This window comes from Variovorax sp. V15 (assembly GCF_041154425.1).
GTDB lineage: Bacteria > Pseudomonadota > Gammaproteobacteria > Burkholderiales > Burkholderiaceae_C > Variovorax > Variovorax guangxiensis.
Map to the genome: position 1 here is coordinate 2,793,161 of NZ_AP028659.1, position 25,198 is coordinate 2,818,358.

A 25,198-nucleotide genomic window follows, 5' to 3' on the forward strand; every position below is an offset into this window, starting at 1 on the left:
CCGCTCATGCCCTTGCTTTTCCCGAAGCCCGGTCGGCTTCGACCTCGAGCGGGCGAAGCTGTGGCGCCAGGCCGTTGAGCACGGCATTCACGTACTTGTGGCCGTCGGTGCCGCCGAATTCCTTGGCGAGCTCGATGCACTCGTTGAGCACCACGCGCCAGGGCACGTCGGGGCAGTTCTGGAACTCGTAGACGCCGATCCACATCACGGCGTGCTCGATGGGCGAGATTTCCTCGAACTTGCGGTCCAGCAGCGGGCGGATCAGCGCGTCGAGCTGCTCGGCGCCTTCGATGGAACCGTGCAGCAGCGCGTCGTAGTGCAGCGCGTCGGCCTTGTGGAAGCCGGCGAGGTCGCGCGTGAAGTGGTCGATGTCGGTCGGGTCGTTGCGGCCCACCAGGTGCTGGTAGAGCGCCTGCAGCGCGAACTCGCGCGCACGGGTACGGTTCGACTTGGCCGAGGCCTTGCGCGCACCGGTGCTGGTGAGGCCCACGCGCGACTGTTTGGGCTTTTCGCCAGCGGCCTTCAGGGCCTTGAGGGACTTGGAGCTGTCTTCGGTCATGAAAGGGTGGCCAGCAGTTGCGCCATCTCGACAGCCACGCGGGCAGCGTCGCGGCCCTTGTCGGTCTGGCGGGCGACGGCCTGCTCGAGGTTTTCGGTGGTGAGGATCGCGTTGGCGATGGGCAGGCGGTAGTCGAGGGCCACGCGGCTCACGCTGGCGCCCGATTCGTTGGCCACGAGTTCGAAGTGATAGGTCTCGCCGCGGATGATGCAGCCCAGCGCCACCAGCGCGTGGTAGCCGCCGCGCTCGGCGAGCGCCTGCAGCGCCACGGGCACTTCGAGTGCCCCCGGCACCTGCACATGGTGGATGTCGCTGGCGGCCACGCCCAGCGCCTCGAGCTCCGAGAGGCAGGCCGAGGCCAGCGCGTCGGTGATGTCGGCGTTGAAGCGCGCCTGCACGATGCCGATGCGCAGGCCCTTTCCGTTCAGCGGCTTCGATTCCGCTCCCTTGTTTGCACCTTGCATGGTTTCAGTCTTTCGTGAGGTAGCCGGCGATCTCGAGGCCGTAGCCTGCTGCCATGCTGGGCATGCGCCGCGGCGTGCCCAGCAGGTTCATCTTGTGCACGCCGCATTCGCGCAGGATTTGCGCGCCGATGCCGTAGCTGCGCAGGTCCATGCGGCCGCGCTCGGGCGCCTGCGCGGGGCGCGCGGTGCCGTCGAACTGCGCGAGCAACTCGCTCGCGGTTTCGCCGCAGTTCAGCAGCACGGCCACGCCCTTGTCCTCGTTCGCGATGTGCGAGAGGCTGGCGTCCAGGCTCCAGGAGTGCAGCGAGCGATTGATTTCGAGCGCGTCGAGCACCGACAGCGGCTCGTGCACGCGCACTGACACGGTCTCTTCGGGCGCCCACTTGCCGCGCACCAGCGCCAGGTGCACGCCGCGGCTGGGCTTGTCGACGAACGCGTGGGCGGTGAAGCTGCCCCAGGCGGTCTGGATCTCGCGGCAGCCGACTTTCTCGACCAGCGACTCGACGCGGCTGCGGTGCTCGATGAGCGCGGCGATGGTGCCGATCTTCAGGCCGTGCTCCGCCGCGAACACCTGCAGGTCGGGCAGGCGGGCCATGGTGCCGTCCTCGTTCATCACCTCGCAGATCACCGAGGCGGGCGAGCAGCCGGCCATCGCGGCGAGGTCGCAGCCGGCTTCGGTATGGCCGGCGCGCATCAGCACGCCGCCGTCCACAGCCTGCAGCGGGAAGATGTGGCCGGGCTGCACCAGGTCGGCGGCCACGGCGTTGGGTGCCACGGCGGCCTGCACGGTACGCGCGCGGTCGGCAGCCGAGATGCCGGTGGTCACGCCCTCGGCCGCCTCGATGGAGACGGTGAAGGCGGTGGAATGCTTGGCGCCGTTGCGCTGGACCATCGGCGGCAGCTGCAGCCGCTCGCACATCTCGCGCGAGAGCGTCAGGCAGATCAGGCCGCGCGCATGGCGGGCCATGAAGTTGATCGCCTCGGGCGTGATGTGGTCGGCCGCGATGACGATGTCGCCTTCGTTCTCGCGGTCTTCCTCGTCGACCAGGATCACCATGCGGCCGGCGGCGAGCTCGGCCACGATCTCCTCGACTGACGAGATCGGGGCTGGGGCGCGCGCGGCGCGGGTAGCGGCGCCGATCGGCGTGACGGAGGCGTTCATTGGGAGATGTCCTTGGATGGAGTCGGTGCGAGCACGCCCGCCTGGAGCATGCGCTCCACGTAGCGCGCCACGGTGTCGATTTCGAGGTTGACCTTCGAGCCGGCCTTCAGGCCGCCGAGGGAGGTGTTCTCGACGGTGTGCGGGATCAGGTTGATGCTGATCTCCGCGCCGTCGGCGACGTCCGTGACGCTGTTGACCGTGAGGCTCACGCCGTTGACGGTGATCGAGCCCTTGTAGGCGAGGAAGCGGGCCAGCGCGGGCGGTGCGACCACGCGCAGCTCCCAGCTTTCGCCGACCGGCTCGAACTTGCTGACGCTGCCGATGCCGTCGACGTGGCCCGAGACGATGTGGCCGCCGAGGCGGTCGCTCGCGCGCAGGGCCTTCTCGAGGTTGATGCGGCTGCCTTCGTCGGTCAGGCCGGCGGTCTTGTCGAGGGATTCGGCCGAAATGTCGATGGTGAACTGCTGGCGCTCGGGAGCGAGCGTGGTGACCGTCATGCAGGCGCCATTGAGCGCGATGCTGTCGCCGAGACCGACGTCGTCGAGGTAGCCCGCGGGCACCTCGACGCTGAGTCTCTTGCCATGGGAGGAGGTGGTGCCGAGGTCGTGGATGGCGGCGATGCGCCCCACGCCGGTGATGATTCCGGTGAACATCCCGGCATTTTCGCAGAGAACGAAGGGGCTACGCGGCGGGCGGGCTAGAAGGCATCCCTTCCGGCGATCCTGGCGACGATGCGCAGGTCGGGGCCGATCTGCTCGAAGTTTCGGAATTCGAGGGGCAGGGCGCCCGCCAATTCAGTCAGCGGGCCGCCGGCGTGAATGCCGGAGGCGATATCCAGTCCGTCGCCGATCAATTTCGGCGCCAGATAGACCAGCAATTCGTCGACCAGGCCTTCGCGAAGCAGCGAGCCATTGAGCTTGTGGCCGGACTCGACGTGCAATTCATTGACCTCGCGGCGGGCAAGATCCTTCAGCATCGCCACCAGGTCGACCTTGCCCTGCGCATTGGGCAGGCAGGTGACCGTGGCGCCGCGCGCCTCGAGGGCGGCGGCTTTCCGTTCATCCTGCACCGCCGCGTAGATCCAGACTGGGCGGCCGGGCATGAAGAGCTTCGCGCCCGGGGGGGTCTGGAGCTGGCTGTCGACCACCACCACGCGCGGCTGCCGCGTAGTCTGCACGAGGCGAACGTCGAGCCTGGGGTCGTCCTCGATCACGGTGCCCACGCCGGTCAGCACCGCGCTCGCGCGCGCCCGCCAGGCGTGGCCGTCGGCGCGTGCGGGCTCGGACGTGATCCACTGGCTCACGCCGTTGCGCAGGCCGGTCTTGCCATCGAGCGAGGCCGCGACCTTGAGCCGCACCCACGGCGTCTTGCGGACCATGCGGCTGAAGAAGCCGAGGTTGAGCTCCCGTGCGTCGTCGGCGCCGGGTCCGACCTCGACTTCGACCCCGGCGGCGCGCAGCCGCTCGAAGCCTTGGCCGGCGACCAGCGGATTGGGGTCGGCCATCGCTGCCACCACCCGGCCCACGCCGGCCGCCACCAGCGCATCGCAGCACGGGCCGGTGCGGCCGTGGTGGGAGCAGGGCTCCAGCGTGACCCAGGCCGTCGCCCCGGCAACCGAATTGCCCCGCGCCGCCGCATCGCGCAGCGCCATCACCTCCGCATGCGGACCACCGACCTGCTGGGTATGGCCCTGCCCGATCACCGTGCCGTCGGAGGCCACCAGCACGCAGCCGACGCGGGGGTTCGGATCGGTTTCCGGGCCGGCCTGGCGCGCGAGATCCAGGGCCTGAATCATGAAATTCGGATTTTCTTTTGTCATTCTTTTGTTAAATCAATTGCCTTGCAAATGTCAATTTCGAAATCCATCGAAAACAATTCGCCGCCAATCCATTTGTTCTGACCGCCTGTCGCGCAATTGGCGTTATTGGCCGGCCGACGGTCAATCGGATAAATAGAATTCGCGCCCATCGAAATCAGGGAGGAACGCCCGTCCGGCACGCAGGTGCAAGGCGGCGGGCGGCACGATATGGACAACAACGGATTCTGCGCGTCCGAACGAGGCTTCACGCTCATCGAGATGATGGTCGTGATCGTACTGATGGCCGTGATGCTGGGATTGGCGCTGCCGAGTTTCAACGGCCTCGTCGAACGGTATCGGGTCGAAGCCATGGCCAAGGCGCTGATGGCGAGCATCGCCGACGCCCGCGCCGAGGCGGCTCGCCGAGGGGTGAAGGTGACCATGCAGCAGCGCACGGGGTGCCAGGGCCGGGACTGGAGCTGCGGCTGGGAGACGCTGGTCGGAAGCGGCGACGCCGCCGAATTCCTCAAGCGCCAGGACCCCGACGGCCGTGTCTCCATCGAGAAGGGCGCGGCTGGCGCTATGTCGTTCGACCCCATGGGCTACTCGACCGGCGGGGGCCGTTTTCGCCTTCGTCCGGCCGACAGCGCGGATTCATCCAAGATCGTCGCGGTATGCCTTTCGCTCGGAGGGCGCATGCGGCTGGTGAAGGCGGACGGCGCATGCTCATGAAGCGCCTTCGCGTTCGCCGGGTGGGGCAGGTGCAGTGGGGCTTCTCGATGATCGAAGCGCTGGTCGCGCTGCTCGTGCTATCGCTGGGCCTGCTGGCGCTGGCCGGCTTCCAGGTTCGCGTGCTGGTCGACAGCGTCGGCGCGAGCAACCAGAACCTCGCGATGCAACTCGCCGGCGACATGGCCGATCGCATCCGCGCCAATCCCGCAGCAGCGGCGACGACGCCCAGCAAGTACGTGACAGACTGGTCGGCCGCAGCAGCCAGCGGCCCCAAGCCGTCCTGCGAGGGAGCCAGGGCTGCATGCAATGCCGCCGAACTGGCGGCGCACGATATCTGGGGCTGGAAGCGCGCGGTAGCTGCTGCCTTGCCCGGCGGGGTGGCCGACGTGAAGGCCAGCGCGACGGCGGGCGGCATGCTGTTCTTGCATGTCGCCTGGGACGAGCCGGCAGTGCTCGACCCGATCGCACCCGACCCGGACTGGAAGTGCCCCACGGGCAAGGCCTGCCTCGAAGTCGCCGTCGCGGTGCCGCAGCCATGAAGCGCCGAACGCCATCCGGCTTCACGCTGGTCGAGTTCCTCGTCGCGCTGGTCGTCGGCATGCTGATCGTGCTGGCCGCCATCGCGGCCATGCTCGGCACGCGCAGTACCGCCATGACCGGCGACGACGTCAACACGCTCAACCAGTCCTCGGCGCTGGCTTTCAGGCTGCTGGGCCAGCAGATACGGCAGGCCGGCTATATCCCCATCGATCCCACCGAGCCGCTCTACTACTTCAGCACCAGCGCCGACCGGGGCACCAACCTGACCGCCGAGCCCGCCTTCTTCGCGATCAAGGGCGTGGAGTCCGCGGACGGCTCCAACGACAAGCTGAAGCTGGGCTACGCGCCGAACCCCGACTATTTCAAGGACTGCCTGGGCCAGGAGCCGGGGCGTGCTTCGGGCGGCGAATACGACCGGGCCGATCCCGAAGCGTGGGGCAATGCGCGGCTCATCACCAGCGAGTTCTCCGTGTCGAACTACACGCTCAGGTGCCAGGGCAGCGGCAATGCGACGCCGCAGCCGGTCATCGACGGCGTGGAGCGCTTCGACGTCATGTATGGGGTCAGCGGCACGTCCGGAAACCGGCAGGTGGCGGGCTACGTGAAGGCCGACGACGTCGGCGCGGGCTTTCGCGACGTCCGGACGGTACGCATCTGCCTGCAGCTCGTGGGCACCTCCAGGAGCAGCCCCGCAGGCAACCATGTCGACTGCGACGGGGTCGCCAGGACGAGCAGCGACGGCAGGCTGCGGCGCGTCTACACGGCAGTGTTCTCGCTGCGCAACGACCTGGGGGCGCTGTGAGCATGGCGCGAAGCACGATCGGCACCCGCAGGCTGGCCCGCGAACTGCCGGCGCAGCATGGCTTCACGCTCTTCATCGTGATGATCATGCTGCTGCTCTCGGCGCTGCTGCTGATCGGCGGGGCGCGTACCGCGGTGCTTCTCGAATCGATGGCAGGCAACCAGCGCGAGTACCAGCGCGCCTTCGAAGCCGCCGAGGCGGCGCTGCTGGATGCGGAGCGCGACATCCGGCAACTGGCCTTCGATTCCGCGAGCAAGACCTACGTGGCGTGCTCGGCGCTCGCCACGGCGCCTTGCCGAAAGGCGGAGGACGGTCGCGTCTTTCCCGACCGGGATACGGGCTGGGTCACCGTCTACATGAACGACGGCCCCAACAGCTGCGATCGGGGCATCTGTTACTTCTCGGAAGCGGGTTCTGTCGCTGCCGCCCACGGCAGCGAGGCCTACCGCTTCTGGCGCGCAGATGCCTACAAGGCGAAGTCCGCCAGGTACGGCGAGTTCACCGGAGCGCCCAAGGCCAGCAGGCCGGCGCTGGCCGGTGCCAGGTACTGGATCGAGGTGATCGACCGACGGAACAGCAAATACCCGCTGTATCGCATCACGGCGACTGCCACGGGACTGCGCAGCACCGGCAAAGACGGCGCGACGAAGGTCGAGCTGCAGGTGTCCTTCGATCCGGACCCGGTCTCCGGGGTGAATTGAGAGTGGGGAGGAAGAGGGATATGAAGACCAAGACTTTTTCGAGGGGCGCCGTCGTGTGCGGCCTGATGCTGGCGCAGACCGCGGCCTACGCGGCGCAGTACCCGCTTTCGCAGATGCCTCGCAGCACGGCGGTGGGGGAGCCAGTCCCGAATGTGATCGTGTCGGTCGACAACACGAGCCGCATGGCCGTCGGAGACGACATCGGAGCTGTGAAGGCCGCGCTCAGGGAGGGGCTTTCCGAGGCCAGCATCCCGAACGGCCGGATTCGCCTTGCCTGGCAGGCGCTGGAACAGGGGGACGTGGATCGAAACTGCGCTGCATTCCTGAATGACAAATTCCCGTGCCGGATAGGTGGTCGCGTCAACGCGAACCTGATGCGTGTGCTGGACGGCACGCACCGCAACAACTTCATGGCCTGGCTGAGTGGCCTGCAACTTTCCGGCTCGGGGGCTGCGGACCGGATGATGATCCGTGCCGGCGACTACATGAAGACCACTGATCAGTACAGCCCTTACTCGGACGACCCGGGAGTGAAAGGTGCTACGCAGTCTGGCTGTCGCAGGTCTTTCCATATCCTTTTGACGGACGGGTTCGGACGCATCGGCAGAACGCAGGGCTTCGGGAACGAAGATGGAACGCGTCGCCTCTTGCCCGACTCCGTGATCTATGAGCCGCGAGCACCGTACAAGGATAACTTTGGGGAGGGCTGGCAGGGGACGCTGGCGGACTTGGCCTTTCACTATTGGGCCACCGATCTGCAGCCGGGCATACCGAATAAGTTGAAGAAGCTTATTGCCGAAGCTGGCGACGTAAGAGTCGGCGCGACGACCGTGCCCGAATACTGGAACCCCAAGAACAATCCGGCTACCTGGCAGCATCTGACGACCTACACCATCGGGCTCAATACGGTGGAATGGGGTGGGCGACCGTCTATTTCGGCGACCGCGATGCAGCCCACTTACAGCGGGGACTACCCCGGGCTGGTCGATGGCTCGGTCTCATGGCCCTATCACAACCGAGTGGATCTCTGGCATACCGCGCTCAACAGCCGCGGCACGTTCACTCCAGCGTCGAATGCCCAGGCGCTTCGCAACGCCGTCAGATCCATCCTCGGCAGGATACTGATCGACACCAGCACGCCTCTAACCTCCATCGCTGCAAGCGCATCGAGGGTGTCGACCGACACGGCCGTCTATCAGGCCGGCTACGACACGGCCGACTGGTCCGGCAACCTCGGCGCCAAGAAGTTCGGCACCGACGGCAAGCTGGTCGCCAAATCCGACTGGTCGGCGCGCGACCTCCTCGATACCCAAATGGCAAGCGCCGGCGCGCACGACCGGGACCGCGTCGTGCTCAGCTTCTCCGGCACCACCGCCGCGTCGGCGGGCCGCGCGGCGACCACCGGCGCGGGCGTGCCTTTCAGGTGGGCCGACTTGAGCGACGCTCAGAAGGCCGCGCTCAAGGCCAGCACCGACACCGGCGCCGAGAGCACCGCCTTCGGCAGGGCCGTGCTCGACTTCCTGCGCGGCGATCGCAGCAACGAGGGCACCGGCCGCCAGTTCCGCAAGCGCGGCCATGTGCTTGGCGACATCGTGGGCTCCAGCGTCTGGTACGCGGGACAGCCGAAGAGCGGCTTCACCGGCGACGCCTATGCGGCCTTCGCGGCCATCCCCCGCGCGCCGATGGTCTATGTGGGCGCCAACGACGGCATGCTGCATGCCTTCAATGCGAGCACCGGCAAGGAGGCGTTCGCCTACGTGCCCGAAGGCCTCTACGGCACGGCGGCGGCGCCGAATCTCAACCGGCTCAGCGAAGCCGGCTACACCCATCGGTACTACGTCGACGGCAGTCCCTTCGTCGCCGACATCTACATGGGGCAGAAATCCCCGGTCAGGACGACCGACGAGCAGAAGGCGGCGAACTGGAAGTCCTTGCTGGTGGGCACGCTGGGCGCGGGTGGCAAGGGCTACTTCGTGCTCGACGTCACCAGGCCCGAGAACGTCGACGAGCGCAAGGCCGCCAGCATCGCGCTGATCGACACGACCGCGCTTGCGGATGACGACCTGGGCCATCAGTTCCAGCAGCCCGCGCTCGATTCCTTCTCGGGGCGGGCGCTTCAGGTCGCGCAGTTGAGCAACGACCGAAAGGCCCTGATCCTGGGCAACGGCTACAACAGCAAGAGCGAGAAAGCCGTGCTGTGGATCCAGTATCTCGATGGCGACAAGGAGATCCTCAAGATTCCCGCCCCGGCCACGCAGGGGAAAGACACGGGCAACGGGCTGTCCGCGCCACGTCCGGTCGACCATGACGGCGACGGCAAGGTCGATCTCGTCTACGCCGGCGACCTGCTCGGCAATCTCTGGAAGTTCGACCTCAGCAGCACCGACAGCCGCCGGTGGACGGCCACCATCGGGCCCTTCGACAAGCGCCGCGCGGCCGGTTCGGAGTCTGCCTCCGGCCTCGACGACAAGCCGTTGTTCGCGGCAGGCGCCAGCCAGCCGATCACGGCAGCGCCCCTCGTGGTCGGGCATCCCCGAGGAGGCTACATGGTGGTGTTCGGCACCGGACGGCTGTTCGCCTCGGGCGACGAGAGCTCCACTGCGGACCAATACCTTTACGGCATTCGTGACCCGGCCAACGGGAGCTCCGGCACCGCGGCCTCCACCGACCTGGTGGCGCAGACCATCGGGGATACCCCCGTCCACGAAGGCGATACCGAATTGCGCACCGTCTCCCGCAACGGCGTGAGCTTCGGCGGTTCGCAGGCCCGGCGCGGCTGGTATCTGAAGCTGCCGACGGCGGGCGAGCGCGTCGTCTATCCCGGCCAAGCCTTGGGCAGCGGCATCGGCCTGTTCTCGACAACCATTCCTGGATCGAGCAGCAACTCTGTCGACTGCACGGCGGGAACGGGCGACGACGGGTGGTCGCTGCTGATCGACTTCTTCAGCGGCTCCGCGCCGGCGGGCATTTCGTACACCACGGCCGGCGCGGTGGGCGCCTACGCGGGGTTCCGAAACCGCTCCGGCCGAGGCGACCTCGTCCTGCAACCCCAGAACCGGCAGAAGGGCGCCGACGTGATCTGCAATGCCGCGGGCGACTGCAAGTCAGTCACGCGGCCGGACAACGTACGCCGCTTCGGCTGGCGCAGCCTGATCTCGAGCAACTGAAACGGAAACCATGGACAACCATCCCGGAGCACAAGCCGGCCGGCGAACTCGTTCGCGCGGCTTCACGTTGATCGAACTCATGATCGTGACGGCGGTGATCGGTATCCTCGCCGCCATCGCATATCCCAGCTATACGCGTTATGTGCTGCGGGCCAAGCGTGCAGATGCGAAGCAGCAACTGCTGCAGGCGGCGCAATGGAACGAGCGCTACCTGACAGCCAACGGCAGATATCCGCCCACCAGCGTTGCGTTGCCGGCCGGGCTGAAGCAGTCGCCGTCGTCCGGCTCGGCCAGCTACGACATCGGCTATGTCGACAGGAGCGAGAGCAGCTACACCCTGAAGGCCGTACCTCAGGGCGCTTCAGCCGCAGACGAGTGCGGCACGCTCACGGTGAACCATCAAGGAGTCAAGCTGGCCGGAGGACGCACGAGCGTCGCGGATTCGCTGGTTCAGCTATGTTGGACCCGCTGAGGGCCGGCCGGGGAAGGGCGGCAGCGTCGATCAGATGTCGCGCAGCAGCTGCCGGAACTCGTCCACGTCCTCGAAGCTGCGGTACACCGAGGCGAAGCGAACGTAGGCGACCTTGTCGAGCTTCTTGAGTTCGCGCATGACGAGTTCGCCGACCTTGGTCGAGTCGATCTCTCGCAGGCCGCTGGCCAGCAGCTTCTGCTCGATGCGCAGCAGCGCGTTGTCGATCTGCTCGATGCTCACGGGGCGCTTGCGCAGCGCCAGCATCATGGAGGCGCGCACCTTGGTCGAGTCGAAGTCGGCGCGGCTGCCGTCCTTCTTCACGACCACGGGAAAGTTGACGTCGGGCCGCTCGTAGGTGGTGAAGCGCTTGTCGCAGGCGCTGCACTGGCGGCGCCTGCGGACGAAGTCGGCGTCTTCCGAAACGCGGGTCTCGACGACCTGCGTTTCAAGATGGCCGCAAAACGGGCATTTCATGCGGCCAGGACTTCTTTCTTCTTTCTACGGGCCGACAACAGATCAGCGGTAGACCGGGAACCGGCTGGTCAGGGCGTGAACCTTGGCGCGCACGGCTTCGATGTTCGCCGCGTCGCGCGGGTTCTCGAGCACGTCGGCAACCAGGTTGGCAGTGATGCGGGCCTCTTCGTCCTTGAAGCCGCGGGTGGTCATGGCGGGGGTGCCGATGCGCACACCGCTGGTGACCATCGGCTTTTCGGGGTCGTTGGGGATCGCGTTCTTGTTGATCGTCATGTGGGCGCTGCCCAGCACGGCTTCGGCTTCCTTGCCGGTGATGCCCTTGGCGCGCAGGTCGACCAGCATCACGTGGCTTTCGGTGCGTCCGCTCACGATGCGCAGGCCGCGCTGGGTGAGGGTCTCGGCCACGATCTGGGCGTTCTTGACCACCTGCTGCTGGTAGGCCTTGAACTCGGGCGACATGGCTTCCTTGAACGCGACGGCCTTGGCGGCGATCACGTGCATCAGCGGGCCGCCTTGGAGGCCCGGGAAGATCGCGCTGTTGATGGCCTTCTCGTGCTGCGACTTCATCAGGATGATGCCGCCGCGCGGGCCGCGCAGGCTCTTGTGGGTGGTGGAGGTGACGATGTCGGCGTGCGGCACCGGGTTGGGGTACACGCCCGCAGCCACGAGGCCGGCGTAGTGGGCGATGTCGACCATGAAGATCGCGCCGACGTCCTTGGCCACCTTGGCGAAGCGCTCGAAATCGATGCGCAGCGAGTAGGCCGAGGCGCCCGCGATGATCAGCTTGGGCATGTGCTCATGCGCCTTGCGCTCCATCGCGTCGTAGTCGATCTCTTCCTTGTCGTTCAGGCCGTAGCTCACGACGTTGAACCACTTGCCGCTCATGTTCAGCGGCATGCCGTGGGTCAGGTGGCCGCCTTCGGCCAGGCTCATGCCCATGATGGTGTCGCCGGGCTTCAGGAAGGCGAGCATCACGGCTTCGTTGGCCGAGGCGCCGCAGTGCGGCTGCACGTTGGCGGCGTCGGCGCCGAAGATCTGCTTGACGCGGTCGATGGCCAGCTGCTCGGCCACGTCGACGTGCTCGCAGCCGCCGTAGTAGCGCTTGCCCGGGTAACCCTCGGCGTATTTATTGGTGAGCTGCGAGCCCTGTGCGGCCATGACGGCCGGGGAGGCGTAGTTCTCGCTGGCGATCAGCTCGATGTGGTGTTCCTGGCGTGCGTTCTCGGCTTGAATCGCGGCCCAGATTTCGGGGTCGGTCTGTTCGACCAGGATATTGCGTTGGTACATGGCAGTCCTTTGAAGACGAGGTCCTTGTTCTTCAACCAAACAAGGGCTGCCCAGGCGAACGGCTGAACGCCTGTGTGACCAGGCGGTACGCTTCCCAGTGGTATTCCACGTCAGCGCGGGGCACCTTGCAGAGTGCTGCGCCTATCGCCAGTCGCGTACCGGGCGAGTGTAGCTCAGGAGGCTGTACCCGCGCGGCGAAAACTCCTTCAGGAAACGGAGGAGAGCAGGGCCACCTTCGCCGGCTCGCTGCCTTCCTCGCGCTTGGCGGGAGGCGCCGCCACCGGGATCGGCTGCGGACGCACGGTCGGCGTGATCGTCGACGGCGCGCGGCCGTTGGCGACCTGCAGCAGGCGCTCGTGCTCGGCCATCACCTTGGCGGCGTAGCCGCCGTCGTCCTCGAGGTTGGCCGCGCCCACGTAGTAGCGCAGGCCGCCTTCGAGGGAGCCGGCGCGGGCGATGCATTCCTGCAGCACCTTCACACCGACGCGCATGTTGGTGACCGGGTCGAACGCGGTGAGCGTGCCGCCCGCGCTTTCGTACTTGTCGCCGTGCACGCGGGTCATGACCTGCATCAGGCCCTGGGCGCCGACCTGGCTCTGGGCGAAGGGATTGAAGCTGGATTCGACGGCCATGATCGCGAGGATCAGGGTCGGGTCGATCTTCGTGCGCTTGCCGATGCCGTAGGCCTCGGCCACCAGCACGCTCAGCGGCTCGGCGGCCACGCGGTACTTCTTGCTCAGCCAGTAGGCCACGGCCGCCTGCTGCTTGGGCAGGTCGGCGGGGCTCGCGGCCGTGGTGCGCTCGATGGCGGTCGGCTCGAGGTCGGTGGCTTCGGGCGCGGGCTTGCGCGACTGCAGCCAGCCCATCAGCTCCTCTTCGCCGGTCTTGCGCAGGTCGGGCCGCGCCACCAGGGCGAGGGCCGCGAACACGATGGCCAGACCGACCAGTGCAAACCCGTTGTGGGTGATTTCAAAAAAGCCGTCTGCCACGTCGGACAGGAAAGTCCGTAGCCCGCGGGCCGTGACATCAAACGCCTTGTTCATCGCTCTTCCTTTCTGTGCGGCACCCGATTCGCAACGCCATCGAAGGCGAGGGATGAAGGCAGCGGCGCTTGGATTGGTACGAATCAGGCTCCGCGCAAGGAGTGTGGGGTTGGTTGGGAGCGCGGCGGCCTGATCAAGCCGGGGGAATTCGGCAGCGGATTCAGGTGGCCCCTCTGCGTCGGGCAGTCAGGGCAGCGCGGATTCTAGCGTGGCTAAATACCCGGTCAAGTATAAGTATTTGTTTTCTTATGCTAATAGTTGTTTAAAAAATGGCTCTCACCGAGGCGTTTCGGCTTAGGGGAAATCCCTTTGTAAAACACGTTTGCAATCGGAGGGAGCGACGCCTAATCTGGACGGGCCTGGCTTTTCAGGCGTTCTTCCGAGGCCCGGGAAACCCGAGGTGCAAGTCCGAGGGTTCGGCGGTCGAGGAGCCACGGTGGCAATCTCTTGCTGCCAGCACGGCGGGAACCATTGACTTCCCGTCGCGCGAATCGATGGCATGGGTTTTGGGCCCGCCATCAAGCCGGTGACTAGACATTCCGTCGACTCACCGGGCTTTCTTCATCTGGGAGACCCGATGAAGACCTTTCTTCGGTAATTCTTCCGCGACGAGGCCTGCGTCCTTTCTGCGTACCTAGCGTCGGCGCATGTTTGCGGCACACTCCAGCGATGGACGTAGCTTCGATCAAACAGAACAAATGGGTGCGGCGTGGGATCGTCGCGTTGCTTGCGTTGCTGGCCATCTGGGTCATCGCCTGGCTGGCAGTGCCGCCGATCGCGAAGAGCCAGCTCCAGAAGATCGCGAGCGAGAAGCTCGGCCGCCAGGTCACCGTCGGCAAGATCGACTTCAAGCCCTGGACCCTCGAACTCACGCTGGACGACCTGCGCATCGCCACCGCCGATGGCAGCAAGCCGCAGGTGGCGGTCAACCGCATCTATGCCGACGCCGAGCTGCAGTCGATCTTCCGCCTCGCGCCGGTGATCGACGCCGTCACCATCGACGGCCCGGCCATCCTGCTCACCCACCTGGCCGACGGCAAATACGACATCGACGACATCCTGGCCAGGCTCGCGGCCGGCCCGCCGCCCGACCCGAACGCCAAGCCCGCGCGCTTCGCCATTTACAACATCGCGATCAATGGCGGCTCGGTCGACTTCGACGACCAGACCGTCAAGCGCAAGCACGAGCTGCGCGACTTCGTGCTCAAGGTGCCTTTCCTGAGCAACCTCGACTCCAAGCGCGACATCAACACCGAGCCCAAGCTCGCCTTCGCGCTCAACGGCAGCAAGTTCGACTCGGCCGCCTTCACCACGCCCTTCGCCGACAGCCGCAAGACCGACGCCCACGTGCAGTTCAAGGGGCTCGACCTGGTGCCGTACCTCGGCTACATCCCGGGCGGCCTGCCGGTGAAGCTGCAGGCGGGCAGCCTGGACGCCGACCTGAAGATCGGCTTCGAGCAGGCCGCCACTACCGGGCTGAAGATCACCGGCACGGTCGAGGCCCACACCACCAAGGTCGCCGACGCGCGCGGGCGCGACCTGCTGGCCTTCGAGTCGCTCAAGCTGGGGCTGGCCGACGTGCGTCCGCTGGAGTCGGTGTTTCATCTGAGCGAGGTGGCCCTGGCCAACCCTCAGCTCGCCGTGGCCCGCGACGCGGCCGGCAGGCTCAACCTGCTCGCGACCGACCCGGCGACCGGTGCGGCGGAGAAGGTCGCCCCGCCGCCCGCCGCGGCGGCTAGCGCGCCGGCGGCAGGCAAGCCCGCGCCGAAGCCGGCGCTGAAGGTGCATGTGGACAAGGTGGCCCTGAACGGCGGCCGCATCGGCTGGCGCGACGAAACCGTCAACCCCGCCGCAGCCGTCGACCTGACCGACCTCGGCATCGACGTCGCGGGCGTCACCTGGCCGATGGAGAAGCCGGCCGAATTCAGCGGCAGCACTGCCGTCGCCGGCGCCTCGCTCAAGTTCAAGGGCAGCGCCACCGACAAGGTGGCCGACGTGCAGACCGAGGTCGACGCGCTGCCGCTGTCGCTGGCCGCCCCCTATCTGGCGCAGAGCCTCGAGCCCACGCTCGACGGCAAGCTCAGCGGCCAGATCGACATCGCCTGGGCCCAGCCCGACCTGAAGTTCAAGGCGCGCCGCGTTGCTGCCGACGGCCTGGCGCTGACCCAGGGCAAGACCGCGCTGGCCAGTGTCGGGCGCTTCGAGCTGGTCGACGCCGAGGCCGACATGACGAAGCACACGCTGAACGTGGCTTCGTTCACCGCGACCAATCCCAAGATCCGCGTGGAGCGCGACAGCGAGAAGCGCTGGATGTTCGAGCGCTGGCTCAAGACGCCCGCCGGCGGCAGCACGAAGGAGGCCGAAGCCAAGGTCGCCGCACCCAAGCCCGCGGCCGCCGAAACGCCGCAGGCCGGTGCCAACACCAAGCCCTGGGCGCTGACCGTCGGCACGCTGGCGGTCGACAACGGCGCGCTCTCTTATTCAGACAAGGCAGGCGCAACGCCGGTGACGGTCGAGGTCACGGCCTTCAAGCTGCACGCCCAGAAGCTCGCGCCCGAAACCAATACGACTTCGCCGCTGGAGGTTTCGGGCCGCATCGGCTCCGGGCGTTCCGACCCCGGCCGCTTCGACTACAAGGGCAACATCGTGCTCAAGCCGCTGGCGGCCGAGGGCAGGGTGGAGATCGCGTCCTTCCCCGCGCACGCCTTCAAGGCCTATTACGCCGATTCCCTCAATGTCGACATCCGCCGCGCCTTCGCGAGCTATCGCGGCACGGTGCGCTACGCGACGTCGCCGGCGGGCATGAGCGTCAAGCTGGCCGGCGACACCGCGCTGGACGACTTCCGCGCCAACAGCGTCTCGCTGACCCAGTCGCCCGGCTTCGACCGCAACAACAACCAGCTGCTGAGCTGGAAGACGCTGAGCCTGCGCGGCCTGCAGGTCAGCCTCGCGCCCAGCGCGCCGCCGAACGTGGACGTGCGCGAAACCACGCTGACCGACTTCTTTGCCCGCGTGATCGTCGACCCCACCGGCCGGCTGAACCTGCTGAGCCTGACCAAGAAGGGCGAGGCCGAAGCGGCCGCTGCCGCCGCGGCAGCTGGCGAGGCCAGCACCCGCAAGGGCCCGGGCGGCACGACCACCACCACGGCAGCCAAGGCCTCGGCGCCGAAGGCCGCCGGCGGCAGGCCGATGTCGGCCGAGGAAATGGTCGGCGCGGCTCCCGAACCCGCCAAGCCGGCGGCGGCAACCGCTGCCGCGCCGGCGGCCCCAGCCGATTCGGGGCCGGCGCCGGTCATCAACTTCGGCCCGATGAGCCTGGTCAACGGCAAGATCGACTTCACCGACCTCTTCGTCAAGCCCAACTACTCGGCCGACCTGAGCGAGCTGACCGGCAAGCTCAGCTCGTTCTCGTCGAACCCGCCCAAGGGCGAGAGCGGCCGGCCCGCGCTCGCCGACCTCGAGCTGCGCGGCAAGGCGCAGCAGACCGCGGCGCTGGAAATCACCGGCAAGCTCAACCCGCTGGCCAAGCCGCTCGAACTCGACATCACCGCCAGGATGCGCGACCTCGACCTGGCGCCGCTGTCGCCGTACTCGGTGCGCTACGCCGGCCACGGCATCGAGCGCGGCAAGATGAGCATGGACGTCAACTACAAGGTCGCGCCCGATGGCCAGCTCACCGCCACCAACAAGCTGGTGCTCAACCAGCTGCAGTTCGGCGACGAGGTTGCGGGGTCCACCAACAGCCTGCCGGTGAAGCTCGCCGTGGCGCTGCTGGCCGACCGCAACGGCGTGATCGACGTCGACCTGCCGCTCAGCGGCTCGCTCAATGACCCGCAGTTCAGCGTCGGCCCGCTGATCTGGAAGGCCGTGGTCAACCTGGTCGTGAAGGCCGTGACGGCGCCGTTCAGCCTGCTCACGGGCGGCCTGGGCGGCGGCAGCGGCGAATCGAGCGCCATCACCTTCGAACCCGGCAGTTCCGAATTGAGCGCATCCGCTAGGGAAAGCCTGGACAAGGTCGCCAAGGCGCTGACCGACCGGCCCACGCTGCAGATGACGGTGGTGGGCACCTCCAGCCTCGAGAAGGAGCGCGATGCCTACCAGCGCCAGCGGGTGCGCCAGCTTGCCTATGCGGAGAAGCGCCGCGTCGCGGTGCGCGGCGGCCAGACCGGCACCGACGTGCCGCCCGTCACCGACGCCGAATACCCCGAGCTGCTGACCGCCGTGTACAAGCGCGCCGACATCACGAAGCCGCGCAACATCGTCGGCCTGGCGAAGGACCTGCCGCTGCAGGACATGGAAAAGCTGCTGTTCGCCAGCGTGCCCGTCGACGAGGAGTCGATGCGCCAGCTCGCCGTGGAGCGCGGCGCGGCGGTGCGCGACTACCTGCTTGCGAAGAAGCTGCCGAGCGAGCGGCTCTTCCTGGGCGCGGTGCGCACGAGCGCCAGCGGCAGCGACTGGAAGCCGGGCGCCGAGCTCAGCCTGACCATGAAGTAGGGCTGAACAGGCACGGCGCGGCGGCCCGATCCGTCGCGCCGACTTGGTTTTTTCCCAAGGCTTGCTATATATGTAGTCCGCCAGCTTCCCCGCCCACGACCCCGCCGAGCACCTCCGTTTCACGACGGAGTTCAGTGGCCGGCCGCAAGTGGGTGAAAATGTCGATGTGCGCCGGCCTTTGCCGGCGCCTTCGCTTTCTCTACCAAGACAACGATTTCGCGCAGTGACCTCTACTCCTTCCAAGCCACACGACATTCAGGCCCTCGACACGCTGACCGGCGGCGCCTTCACCGCGCCGACCTCCGGCGAGCGCGCCGCGCGCATCCGCGACTGGCTCGCGGGCAACCCCGCGCCCGAGCAGATGCAGGAAGTCTTCAAGGAGCTGAGCGGGCGTGACAAGGGCGCCGCGCGCCTGCTGCGCGAAAAGCTCGACGAGCTCAAGCGCGCCAAGGGCCAGGAGGCGATCGCCGCCGAATGGGCCCAGAAGGCGCAAGCGCTGCTCGCCCAGTCCAAGCTCAACATCGCCGACGCGCTCGCCTGGCAGCGCGATGCCGCCAAGGCCGGGGCTCCGCTGTCGCGCGAGCCGCTGGCCGGCCTGAAGCTCAAGCTGTCGGAGCGCGTCAAGGGCATCGAAGACCTGCAGCACCGTGCACAGGTGCATCGCGAAGCTGCCGTGCTGCTGGCGCAGCGCTTCGAGGTGCTGTCCACCAAGGGCTGGCAGGACGCCCAGGTCGCCGAGGAATCGCTGCGCGCCGATGTCACGCACTGGCAGCAGCAGGCCGCCGAGATCGTGGCCGATGCCAACTGGAACAGCCTCGACGCCAAGTTCGCGCCGCAGCTCGAATCGTCCAGGTCGCAACTGCTGGTGGTGTCCGACGCCTTCCACAGCGCGCTGGCCCAGGCCGTTGCCGCCGCCGCGGATGCCGCCGCGCCGCTGCCGCCTGTGCCCGTGTGGGCCGACGAGCTGCGCGCCGCGCGCGGTGAAGTCGTGGCGCCCAAGCCCGCTGCTCCCGCTCGCCCGGCTGCGCCCAAGGTCGACCCGGCCGTGCGCGCCGCCGCCCAGGAAGCCGTGCAGGCCGCGCTCGCCAAGCTCGAGCAGGAAACTGCCGAAGGCCACGGCAAGGCCAGCGCCGGCGCGGCCGCCGCGCTGCGCGCCGTGCTCAAGGAGCATGGCAAGCTGGTCGACGCACCGCTCGAAGCCCGCGTGCATGCCGCGCTGGTCGCCGCCGGCGAACTCGAAGGCTGGCAGCGCTGGAGCGCCGACAAGGTGCGCGAAGATCTGGTCGCCAAGGCCGAGGGCCTGCTCAAGCGCCCTGAAGGCCAGGCCCTCGGCGGCCGCAAGATGCAGGAAACGCTGCGCTCGCTGCGCGACCAGTGGAAGCAGGCCGACCAGGGCGGGGTGCCGAACCACGCGCTGTGGAAGCGCTTCGACGAAGCCTGCAACGAAGCCCACAAGGTGGTCGAGGCCTGGCTCGAGAAGGTTCGCGCCGACGCGGCCGAGCACCGCGCGCTGCGCGTCGCGCTGATCGAGGAGGTCAAGGCCTGGGCGGCCCAGCACGCCGGCGCTACCGACCTGAAGGCACACAACCGCGCGCTGCACCAGTTCGCCGACCGCTGGCGCGATGCCGGCCACGTGGGCGAGAAGGTGTTCGCCGAGCTCCAGCCGCTGTGGAACGAAGCCTTCGGCGCCGCCCGCGCGCCGTTCGAGACCGCGCAGAAGGCCAGCATCGAACGCCGCCAGGCCATGATCGCCGAGGCGACCGAACTCGGCGCGCAGCCGGTGCTGCGCATCGACGCCGTCAAGGCGCTGCAGCAGCGCTGGCAGGCCGAGGCGCAGACCGTGCCGCTCGACCGCCGCCAGGAGCAGAAGCTGTGGGACGCCTTCCGTGCTCCCATCGACGAAGCCTTCAACCGCAAGACCGCCGAGCGTGAAAAGGCCTCGGCTGCGATGAACGAGCACGACCGCAACGTGCTGGAGGCGTCCAAGGCGCTCGACGCGGCCAATGCCGGCGGCGATGCGCAGAAGATCCGCGCCGCCATCGCTCGCCTCGAAGGCGCGCTGCGTGGCGAGGCGCCGCCGCCCGCGCCGAAGGCCGACGGTCCGTCGGTCGGCGCGACCGAAGTCGTGGCGCCGGGGCAGGCGGCCGCCGAATTCAGCGAAAGCGCCGAACAGGCGCCGAGCCCGAGCGACGCGGAAGCATCGCCCGGCACGCCCGCCGAGGCCGCAGCGCCTGCGGCTTCGGCTGACCTCGTTGCACCCGCCGACGGCGCCGACGCGTCGGCCCGCACCGATGGCGCGGCGCACGACGCCGGCGAAGCCGCAGCCGTCGAAGCGCCGGCCGCAGCGCCGAAGGCCGCGCCCAAGCCCGTCGTGGCGATGCGCGGCGACGACCGCCCGAGCAGCAAGAAGGCCGAGCCGGCACCTGCCGCGCGCGGCGGTGCCGGCGGCCGCTTCGGCGACCGTCGCGACGGCGGCCGCCCCGGTGCCGGGGGGCCGGGGCGTCCTGGTGGTGATCGTGGCGATCGCGGTGACCGTGGAGCCCCTCGTGGTGGCGACCGTGGCGCGCCCGGCGGCCGTTTCGGCGACCGCCCGCCGCGCGAAGATCGCGGACCGCGCCTGGGCGATGCAGCCTTCCGCGCGCAACGCGAGGCACTCGAGCGCGCCGACATGGCGCTGCGCAAGCTTGCCGCGCAGGCGCACGGCGAAGCCCTGACGCAGGTGCTGGGCGCCTGGGAGCAGCGCGACGCCAGCCGTCTGCCGAGCATCCAGGAGCTGGGCCGCGCGGTTACGCCGGCAGTGCGCAGCGGCTGGTCGCAAGCCATCGGCTCCGCGCCCTCGGCTGCCGCGAACGATGCCGCCGAAGCGCTGCTGCGCCTCGAAATGGCCGCCGAAGTGCCGACGCCCGCCGAGCAACTCGAAGCGCGCCGTGCCCTGCAGCTCAAGCTGCTGACGAAGCGCGGCGACCCGGCGCCAGCCCAGACCTGGGGCCAGGATGCCGGCAAGGTGCTCGCCGCGGCGCACGACGCCGCCAGCGCACGGCGCCTGCAGAACGCGCTGAAGGCGCTGCTGCGCAAGTAGGGAGCAAGCGGCCTTCCGGCCACGAAAAAGGCGCCCCGCGGGGCGCCTTCTTCTTTGGTGCAGTTGCGTAAGAGCCTTGCAGCCCGGGTTCAGACCTTCTCGCCGATGGCTGGCGTCTGCACTGCCGCAGCCTGCTCGGCCAGATAGCCGTCGCGGATCTTGCGGCGGATCAGCAGCCCGCCGATGCCCAGCAGCAGGGCGAGGGCGCCGACGATCAGCGTGCCCTTGTCGGTGGCGCTCGATGCCGCGGCCTTGTCCTTGACCTCCATGATCTTCTGAACGTCGGCCAGCGACACCACGGGCTTGCCCTTGAGCTTCACTTCGTAGACCAGGTTGTTGTCCGAGGGATCGACGCGCACTTCGACGGCTTCGTCGATCAGCGGCTCCAGCTTGCTGCGGCCGACTGCGTAATCGACGCGCCACTTCTCGGTGTTGCCGTCGGCCAGCCTGGCGTCGAGCACGAAGTAGCGGCGCGTGCTGCTGCCGCCGCGGCGGCGCTTGGTCGTTTCGGTGACTTCGCTGCCGCTGACGATCGTGCCGCTCTTCGCGACCAGGTCTTCGACGGCGGTGCCGTGCGTGTCCGCGCTGGCCTTGAACTGTGCATACGCTGCCCAGCCCAGGATGCCGATGCCGAACACCAGCGCGATCCACGCCTTGCCCGTGAGCTGATAGAACCAATCCCTCATGTTGTGTGCCTTTTTGGACGAGTTGATAATCCGTCGATGTTAAGGGTTGAATTGCTATCAAATGGATAGCTTACAACTGAGGCTGGACGTACGTTCAGGGCCTTTTAGGCAGAAAGAATTCATCGAAGATCGCGAGCACTCCGGGGAAGTCGCGCGCGAAGTTCGAGCGGTTCACGAAGTAGGCCTCGCAGGCCACCGCGAAGAACTCGCTGATCGAGGTGGCGCCATAGGCATCGAGCCACGGCGCTTCAGTGCCGAAGCGCTCGGCCTTGATGGTCTGCTCGCGGAAGTGGTCGTACGCGGGCTGCAGGACGGCCAGCCACGCCTCACGGGCCGCGCGCGAACTGCGCTGGCCGGCGAAGCCCGGCGGCAGGGGCGGGCAGCCGTTGGCGTCGCCGCTGCGCATGTCGATCTTGTGGGCGAACTCGTGGATCACCACGTTGTAGCCGCGCTCGCTGGTGATGCTGCTGGCCAGCACGTCGTCCCAGCTCAGCATGACGGGGCCGCGCTCCATGGCCTCGCCGGCCACGACTTCGCCGTACTCGTGCACCACCTGCGCTTCGTCGATCACCTTGCGCCGTGCCACCACCTCGGAGCGGTGCACGACGATGCCGACGAAATCGTCGTACCAGTTCAGCCCGCCCTTGAGGTGCAGCACCGGCAGCACGGCCTGCGCCGCGATGGCCAGCGCCACCTCGTTGGTGATGGTGAAGCCCTTGGCGCCGTGGAATTCCTTGTCGCGCAGGAACCCGGCGGTGAGCGAGCGCAGCCGCTGCCGATCGGCTTCGGGCAGCGCGCCGAGGAAGGCGTAGCGCCGGAGCGTGGCCTGCCACGCGGCTTCGGGGATCGGGGGCAGGGCGCGCAGGCGGCGCAGCCACTTGAACATTGCTGGCGGCGGCGCGGCTAGCGCAGGTCGACGCGCTGCGCGCCGGCAGCCGAGAGGCACAGCAACTGCGCGCGCGGCGGGTGCGCGGCGGCATCCCAGTCGCTCAGCACGATGCGGCGCAGGCCGCTGCCCAGGTCGTGGTCGGCCGGGCGGTGCGTGTGGCCGTGCACCAGCGCGTGGGCGTTGGCCTGCCGCAGCCAGTCGCGCGCGGCCGGCGTATCGACATCTGCCCAGACCATCGACGGATTGCGCTTGCGGTCTTCGCTCTGCACGCGCATGGAGCGCGCGAGCGCGCGGCGCTCTTCAAGCGGCCGGGCGAGGAACGCGGCCTGCCATTCGGGCGTGCGCACCTGCGCGCGGAATTTCAGGTATTCGGTGTCCTCGAGGCAAAGGATGTCGCCGTGGCTCAGCAGCCAGCGCTGGCCGTGCAGCACCAGCACGGTCGGGTCGTCGAGCAACGTGAGCCCGCATTGCGCGGCGAACGCGGGGCCGACGAGGAAGTCGCGGTTGCCGTGCATGAAGAACACGGGCATGCGCTGCGCGGTTCGGCGCAGGAGTTCGGCGCACTGGGCCTCGAAGCCTGGCTGCGTGGCGGAATCGTCGCCCACCCACACCTCGAACAGGTCGCCCAGGATGATGAGCGCGTCCGCCGGCGTGGTCTGCAGATAGCCCTGCCAGGCCTCGAAGGTGGCGGGCTCGCCGGCCTGCAGGTGCAGGTCGGAGATGAGGTCGACCGTGCGCCACGCGGGCGGCGCCACCAGCTCCGGGAAAGCTGGGTTCGCCGCCGTGCTCATGCTGCTGTCGCTGCCGCGAGTGCGTTGCGCCGGTTGCGGGTCATTCCGCGGTGACGACGGCCTTTTCGATCACGACGTCCTCGAGCGGCACGTCGTCATGGAAGCCCTTGCGGCCGGTCTTCACGGCCTTGATCTTGTCGACCACTTCGGTGCCGGCGATGACCTTGCCGAACACTGCATAGCCCCAGCCCTGGGCCGAGGGAGCGGTGTGGTTCAGGAAGCCGTTGTCGGCCACGTTGATGAAGAACTGGGCGGTGGCCGAGTGGGGCGCGCTGGTGCGGGCCATGGCCACGGTGTAGGTGTCGTTCTTCAGGCCGTTGTTGGCTTCGTTCTGGATCTCGGCGTCGGTGGGCTTTTGCTTCATGCCGGGTTCGAAGCCCCCGCCTTGCACCATGAAGCCGGGGATGACGCGGTGGAACACCGTGTTGTCGTAGTGGCCCTTCTTCACGTACGCGACGAAGTTCTCGACCGACTTCGGCGCCTTGGCGGCGTCGAGTTCGAGCGTGATCACGCCGAGGTTCTTGATGTGCAGTTCGACTTGGGGATTGCTCATGATTGGGCTCCTGCTTGGGAAGGGAAAAACCGATTCGAAAACCGATCCGATTACTTCGCCACGACGGTGGCGGACTTGATGGTGACGGCCTCGAGCGGCACGTTCTGCATGCCGTTCTTGTTGCCGGTGGCCACCGCGCGGATCTTGTCGACCACGTCGGTGCCGGCGACGACCTTGCCGAACACGGTGTAGCCGTAGCCGTCGGGGTTGGGCGCGTTGAGCGAGTCGTTGTTCTTCACGTTGATGAAGAACTGCGAGGTCGCCGAATTGGGGTTGCCGGTGCGGGCCATGGCGATCGTGTACTTGTCGTTCTTCAGGCCGTTGCTCGCTTCCAGCGGAATGGGCGCGCGCGTGGGCTTTTGCTGCAGGTCGGCCGTGAAGCCGCCGCCCTGGATCATGAAGCCGTCGATCACGCGGTGGAACACCGTGCCGTCGTAGTGCTTGTCCTTGACGTACTGCAGGAAGTTCTCGACCGTCTTGGGCGCCTTTGCCTCGTCGAGCTCGACCACGATGTCGCCCGCCGACGTGGCGAGCTTGACGCGCGGCGTGGCCGCTTGCGCATGGGCGCTGGCGGCGAACGCGAATGCGGCGGCCAGCACGAGGGCGCCGCGGCGGCTGAAACGGGAGAAGGAGTTGATCGTCAAATGAGGCTCCGTGTGCGGATGGAGGAACGGTGCCGCGCCGTCGACACCATGGCGGTGCCGCGACAGCGGCGACAGATTATTTGCTGGCGCGGCCGACCGGCTTGCGGATGACCACAGGTGCGGCGGGCAGGGCGGCCGCCTCGGCTTCGGTCTTCGAGGTGAAGATCTGGCGGATCAGCGCGAGTTTGGGCGCGACGCTGGGGTTGGTGCTGGCGAACTGCTGGGCGCGCACATATTCCTGCGCCGCCAGGCGGGCGTACACGTCACCGAGGTTCTCGTGGGCCGTGGCGTAGTTCGGGTTGAGCTTGATGGCCTGTTCGAGCGCGGCGCGCGCCTGGTCGAACTTGCTTTGCGACGCGTAGAGCGCGGCGAGGTTGTTGTAGGGCTCGGAGAGCTCGGGAAAGTCCTGCGTGAGCTGGGTGAAGGCGATGATGGCCTCGGCCTGCTTGTTCTGCTCGGTGAGGATCACGCCGCGCAGGAAGCGCATCTGCGGGTCGCGTGGCTTGCCGGCGATGTAGGTGTCGGCCTTGGCGAGCGCCTCGTTCGACTTGCCCTGGCGCAGCAGCGCGTTCACGTCGTCGTATTCGTTCGCATGCGCCGCGGAGCCCCAGAGGCTGAACAGCAGTGCGAAGGCAATGGAGAGTCTGGAGAAAGCGGAGTGCTTCATGAAGCCTCGACGGATTTGGGGGAGATGCGGGGAACGAACTCGGGGCGCGGGCTTGGGGAACACCCGGACGCTACCCGATGGCGGCCGTTTATACTTGACCGGATTGTAACCGAGGGGCCATGTCGACCCCCTCGCGAACACAGTCCCAGTCACCCCTGAAAAACACCGTCTTTCGCCCGTGCCGCACGCGCGCG

Annotated in this window: 23 protein-coding genes and 1 riboswitch; of the genes, 8 read left to right on the forward strand and 15 right to left on the reverse strand. The window is 67.8% G+C overall.

Translation table 11 applies throughout. From position 1 onward, the window contains the following. Positions 1 to 4 precede the first annotated feature (4 nt). Genes nusB through ACAM57_RS13125 form a run of 6 tightly spaced genes read right to left on the reverse strand, consistent with a single transcriptional unit; the run spans position 5 to position 4,153 of the window. Entirely contained in the window at positions 5 to 559 is a 555-nt protein-coding gene (gene nusB, locus ACAM57_RS13100) for a transcription antitermination factor NusB (RefSeq protein WP_369661945.1), read from the reverse strand. Next, entirely contained in the window at positions 556 to 1,023 is a 468-nt protein-coding gene (gene ribH / locus ACAM57_RS13105; protein WP_126023840.1) for a 6,7-dimethyl-8-ribityllumazine synthase, read from the reverse strand. Before ribH ends, nusB begins: the two co-directional genes overlap by 4 nt. A 4-nt stretch (positions 1,024 to 1,027) precedes the next feature. Continuing rightward, positions 1,028 to 2,185, reverse strand: coding sequence for a bifunctional 3,4-dihydroxy-2-butanone-4-phosphate synthase/GTP cyclohydrolase II (gene ribBA, locus ACAM57_RS13110; RefSeq protein WP_369661946.1), 1,158 nt, complete (start codon positions 2,183 to 2,185; stop codon positions 1,028 to 1,030). After that, the gene (locus ACAM57_RS13115; RefSeq protein WP_369661947.1) at positions 2,182 to 2,838 is read right to left on the reverse strand and encodes a riboflavin synthase; all 657 of its coding nucleotides are present in this window, start codon (positions 2,836 to 2,838) and stop codon (positions 2,182 to 2,184) included. The genes ribBA and ACAM57_RS13115 overlap by 4 nt, the downstream gene beginning before the upstream one ends. Before the next feature lie 44 nt (positions 2,839 to 2,882). Next, positions 2,883 to 3,980 carry a bifunctional diaminohydroxyphosphoribosylaminopyrimidine deaminase/5-amino-6-(5-phosphoribosylamino)uracil reductase RibD gene (ribD, locus tag ACAM57_RS13120; RefSeq protein ID WP_369661948.1) on the reverse strand — a complete coding sequence of 366 codons (1,098 nt, stop codon included), beginning with the start codon at positions 3,978 to 3,980 and terminating at the stop codon, positions 2,883 to 2,885. A 20-nt stretch (positions 3,981 to 4,000) separates the two neighbouring features. Next, positions 4,001 to 4,153: a hypothetical protein gene (locus tag ACAM57_RS13125; protein WP_369661949.1), complete on the reverse strand. Its 153-nt coding sequence runs from the start codon at positions 4,151 to 4,153 to the stop codon at positions 4,001 to 4,003. Between the two features lie 58 nt (positions 4,154 to 4,211). Here ACAM57_RS13125 and ACAM57_RS13130 point away from each other — a divergent pair, with 58 nt between their 5' ends. From ACAM57_RS13130 to ACAM57_RS13155, 6 genes are read left to right on the forward strand one after another with little or no spacing between them, the layout of a single operon-like run. After that, positions 4,212 to 4,715, forward strand: coding sequence for a GspH/FimT family pseudopilin (locus tag ACAM57_RS13130; RefSeq protein ID WP_369661950.1), 504 nt, complete (start codon positions 4,212 to 4,214; stop codon positions 4,713 to 4,715). Next, entirely contained in the window at positions 4,712 to 5,254 is a 543-nt protein-coding gene (pilV, locus tag ACAM57_RS13135) for a type IV pilus modification protein PilV (protein ID WP_369661951.1), read from the forward strand. The genes ACAM57_RS13130 and pilV overlap by 4 nt, the downstream gene beginning before the upstream one ends. Further along, positions 5,251 to 6,057, forward strand: a complete 807-nt coding sequence (locus tag ACAM57_RS13140; protein WP_369661952.1) for a PilW family protein — start codon at positions 5,251 to 5,253, stop codon at positions 6,055 to 6,057. The genes pilV and ACAM57_RS13140 overlap by 4 nt, the downstream gene beginning before the upstream one ends. A gap of 2 nt (positions 6,058 to 6,059) precedes the next feature. Further along, entirely contained in the window at positions 6,060 to 6,758 is a 699-nt protein-coding gene (locus ACAM57_RS13145) for a PilX N-terminal domain-containing pilus assembly protein (RefSeq protein ID WP_369661953.1), read from the forward strand. Between the two features lie 20 nt (positions 6,759 to 6,778). Further along, complete coding sequence (locus ACAM57_RS13150; protein ID WP_369661954.1) at positions 6,779 to 9,925, forward strand: pilus assembly protein; 3,147 nt, start codon at positions 6,779 to 6,781, stop codon at positions 9,923 to 9,925. Between the two features lie 10 nt (positions 9,926 to 9,935). Next, positions 9,936 to 10,397: a type IV pilin protein gene (locus ACAM57_RS13155; RefSeq protein WP_184637325.1), complete on the forward strand. Its 462-nt coding sequence runs from the start codon at positions 9,936 to 9,938 to the stop codon at positions 10,395 to 10,397. Positions 10,398 to 10,427: 30 nt separating this feature from the next. Here ACAM57_RS13155 and nrdR read toward each other — a convergent pair whose 3' ends face one another. The 3 genes from nrdR to ACAM57_RS13170 form a co-directional block, all read right to left on the reverse strand. Continuing rightward, positions 10,428 to 10,871 carry a transcriptional regulator NrdR gene (nrdR, locus tag ACAM57_RS13160; RefSeq protein ID WP_007836918.1) on the reverse strand — a complete coding sequence of 148 codons (444 nt, stop codon included), beginning with the start codon at positions 10,869 to 10,871 and terminating at the stop codon, positions 10,428 to 10,430. Positions 10,872 to 10,913: 42 nt separating this feature from the next. Then, on the reverse strand, positions 10,914 to 12,158 hold the full coding sequence (glyA, locus tag ACAM57_RS13165) for a serine hydroxymethyltransferase (RefSeq protein WP_126023850.1): 1,245 nt from the start codon (positions 12,156 to 12,158) through the stop codon (positions 10,914 to 10,916). A gap of 41 nt (positions 12,159 to 12,199) precedes the next feature. Continuing rightward, a riboswitch (ZMP/ZTP riboswitch) is annotated at positions 12,200 to 12,323 on the reverse strand. A 41-nt stretch (positions 12,324 to 12,364) separates the two neighbouring features. Next, positions 12,365 to 13,201 carry a lytic transglycosylase domain-containing protein gene (locus tag ACAM57_RS13170; protein WP_126023851.1) on the reverse strand — a complete coding sequence of 279 codons (837 nt, stop codon included), beginning with the start codon at positions 13,199 to 13,201 and terminating at the stop codon, positions 12,365 to 12,367. Between the two features lie 669 nt (positions 13,202 to 13,870). Between ACAM57_RS13170 and ACAM57_RS13175 the strand changes: the two genes are divergently transcribed. Continuing rightward, entirely contained in the window at positions 13,871 to 17,695 is a 3,825-nt protein-coding gene (locus ACAM57_RS13175) for a DUF748 domain-containing protein (RefSeq protein ID WP_369661955.1), read from the forward strand. Between the two features lie 223 nt (positions 17,696 to 17,918). Further along, positions 17,919 to 20,774: a DUF349 domain-containing protein gene (locus ACAM57_RS13180; RefSeq protein ID WP_369661956.1), complete on the forward strand. Its 2,856-nt coding sequence runs from the start codon at positions 17,919 to 17,921 to the stop codon at positions 20,772 to 20,774. A gap of 89 nt (positions 20,775 to 20,863) precedes the next feature. Here ACAM57_RS13180 and ACAM57_RS13185 read toward each other — a convergent pair whose 3' ends face one another. The 6 genes from ACAM57_RS13185 to ACAM57_RS13210 form a co-directional block, all read right to left on the reverse strand. Beyond that, the gene (locus ACAM57_RS13185) at positions 20,864 to 21,460 is read right to left on the reverse strand and encodes a hypothetical protein (RefSeq protein WP_369661957.1); all 597 of its coding nucleotides are present in this window, start codon (positions 21,458 to 21,460) and stop codon (positions 20,864 to 20,866) included. A 94-nt stretch (positions 21,461 to 21,554) separates the two neighbouring features. Beyond that, a complete protein-coding gene (locus tag ACAM57_RS13190) occupies positions 21,555 to 22,346 on the reverse strand; it encodes a zinc-dependent peptidase (protein ID WP_369661958.1) in 792 nt (263 codons plus the stop codon). 17 nt (positions 22,347 to 22,363) lie between these two features. Further along, positions 22,364 to 23,140, reverse strand: coding sequence for a UDP-2,3-diacylglucosamine diphosphatase (locus ACAM57_RS13195; protein WP_126023856.1), 777 nt, complete (start codon positions 23,138 to 23,140; stop codon positions 22,364 to 22,366). A 40-nt stretch (positions 23,141 to 23,180) separates the two neighbouring features. Further along, positions 23,181 to 23,693 carry a peptidylprolyl isomerase gene (locus ACAM57_RS13200; RefSeq protein ID WP_184637337.1) on the reverse strand — a complete coding sequence of 171 codons (513 nt, stop codon included), beginning with the start codon at positions 23,691 to 23,693 and terminating at the stop codon, positions 23,181 to 23,183. 50 nt (positions 23,694 to 23,743) lie between these two features. After that, a complete protein-coding gene (locus tag ACAM57_RS13205; RefSeq protein ID WP_369661959.1) occupies positions 23,744 to 24,337 on the reverse strand; it encodes a peptidylprolyl isomerase in 594 nt (197 codons plus the stop codon). A gap of 76 nt (positions 24,338 to 24,413) precedes the next feature. Next, on the reverse strand, positions 24,414 to 25,004 hold the full coding sequence (locus tag ACAM57_RS13210) for a tetratricopeptide repeat protein (RefSeq protein WP_126023859.1): 591 nt from the start codon (positions 25,002 to 25,004) through the stop codon (positions 24,414 to 24,416). Between the last annotated feature and the right edge of the window lie 194 nt (positions 25,005 to 25,198).

What these genes read in the sequence shown, in the direction of transcription:
- nusB (WP_369661945.1), bottom strand. Translation starts at nt 559, where the DNA reads ATGACCGAAGACAGCTCCAAGTCCCTCAAGGCCCTGAAGGCCGCTGGC.
- ribH (WP_126023840.1), bottom strand. Translation starts at nt 1,023, where the DNA reads ATGCAAGGTGCAAACAAGGGAGCGGAATCGAAGCCGCTGAACGGAAAG.
- ribBA (WP_369661946.1), bottom strand. Translation starts at nt 2,185, where the DNA reads ATGAACGCCTCCGTCACGCCGATCGGCGCCGCTACCCGCGCCGCGCGC.
- ACAM57_RS13115 (WP_369661947.1), bottom strand. Translation starts at nt 2,838, where the DNA reads ATGTTCACCGGAATCATCACCGGCGTGGGGCGCATCGCCGCCATCCAC.
- ribD (WP_369661948.1), bottom strand. Translation starts at nt 3,980, where the DNA reads ATGATTCAGGCCCTGGATCTCGCGCGCCAGGCCGGCCCGGAAACCGAT.
- ACAM57_RS13125 (WP_369661949.1), bottom strand. Translation starts at nt 4,153, where the DNA reads ATGGGCGCGAATTCTATTTATCCGATTGACCGTCGGCCGGCCAATAAC.
- ACAM57_RS13130 (WP_369661950.1), top strand. Translation starts at nt 4,212, where the DNA reads ATGGACAACAACGGATTCTGCGCGTCCGAACGAGGCTTCACGCTCATC.
- pilV (WP_369661951.1), top strand. Translation starts at nt 4,712, where the DNA reads ATGAAGCGCCTTCGCGTTCGCCGGGTGGGGCAGGTGCAGTGGGGCTTC.
- ACAM57_RS13140 (WP_369661952.1), top strand. Translation starts at nt 5,251, where the DNA reads ATGAAGCGCCGAACGCCATCCGGCTTCACGCTGGTCGAGTTCCTCGTC.
- ACAM57_RS13145 (WP_369661953.1), top strand. Translation starts at nt 6,060, where the DNA reads ATGGCGCGAAGCACGATCGGCACCCGCAGGCTGGCCCGCGAACTGCCG.
- ACAM57_RS13150 (WP_369661954.1), top strand. Translation starts at nt 6,779, where the DNA reads ATGAAGACCAAGACTTTTTCGAGGGGCGCCGTCGTGTGCGGCCTGATG.
- ACAM57_RS13155 (WP_184637325.1), top strand. Translation starts at nt 9,936, where the DNA reads ATGGACAACCATCCCGGAGCACAAGCCGGCCGGCGAACTCGTTCGCGC.
- nrdR (WP_007836918.1), bottom strand. Translation starts at nt 10,871, where the DNA reads ATGAAATGCCCGTTTTGCGGCCATCTTGAAACGCAGGTCGTCGAGACC.
- glyA (WP_126023850.1), bottom strand. Translation starts at nt 12,158, where the DNA reads ATGTACCAACGCAATATCCTGGTCGAACAGACCGACCCCGAAATCTGG.
- ACAM57_RS13170 (WP_126023851.1), bottom strand. Translation starts at nt 13,201, where the DNA reads ATGAACAAGGCGTTTGATGTCACGGCCCGCGGGCTACGGACTTTCCTG.
- ACAM57_RS13175 (WP_369661955.1), top strand. Translation starts at nt 13,871, where the DNA reads ATGGACGTAGCTTCGATCAAACAGAACAAATGGGTGCGGCGTGGGATC.
- ACAM57_RS13185 (WP_369661957.1), bottom strand. Translation starts at nt 21,460, where the DNA reads ATGAGGGATTGGTTCTATCAGCTCACGGGCAAGGCGTGGATCGCGCTG.
- ACAM57_RS13190 (WP_369661958.1), bottom strand. Translation starts at nt 22,346, where the DNA reads ATGTTCAAGTGGCTGCGCCGCCTGCGCGCCCTGCCCCCGATCCCCGAA.
- ACAM57_RS13195 (WP_126023856.1), bottom strand. Translation starts at nt 23,140, where the DNA reads ATGAGCACGGCGGCGAACCCAGCTTTCCCGGAGCTGGTGGCGCCGCCC.
- ACAM57_RS13200 (WP_184637337.1), bottom strand. Translation starts at nt 23,693, where the DNA reads ATGAGCAATCCCCAAGTCGAACTGCACATCAAGAACCTCGGCGTGATC.
- ACAM57_RS13210 (WP_126023859.1), bottom strand. Translation starts at nt 25,004, where the DNA reads ATGAAGCACTCCGCTTTCTCCAGACTCTCCATTGCCTTCGCACTGCTG.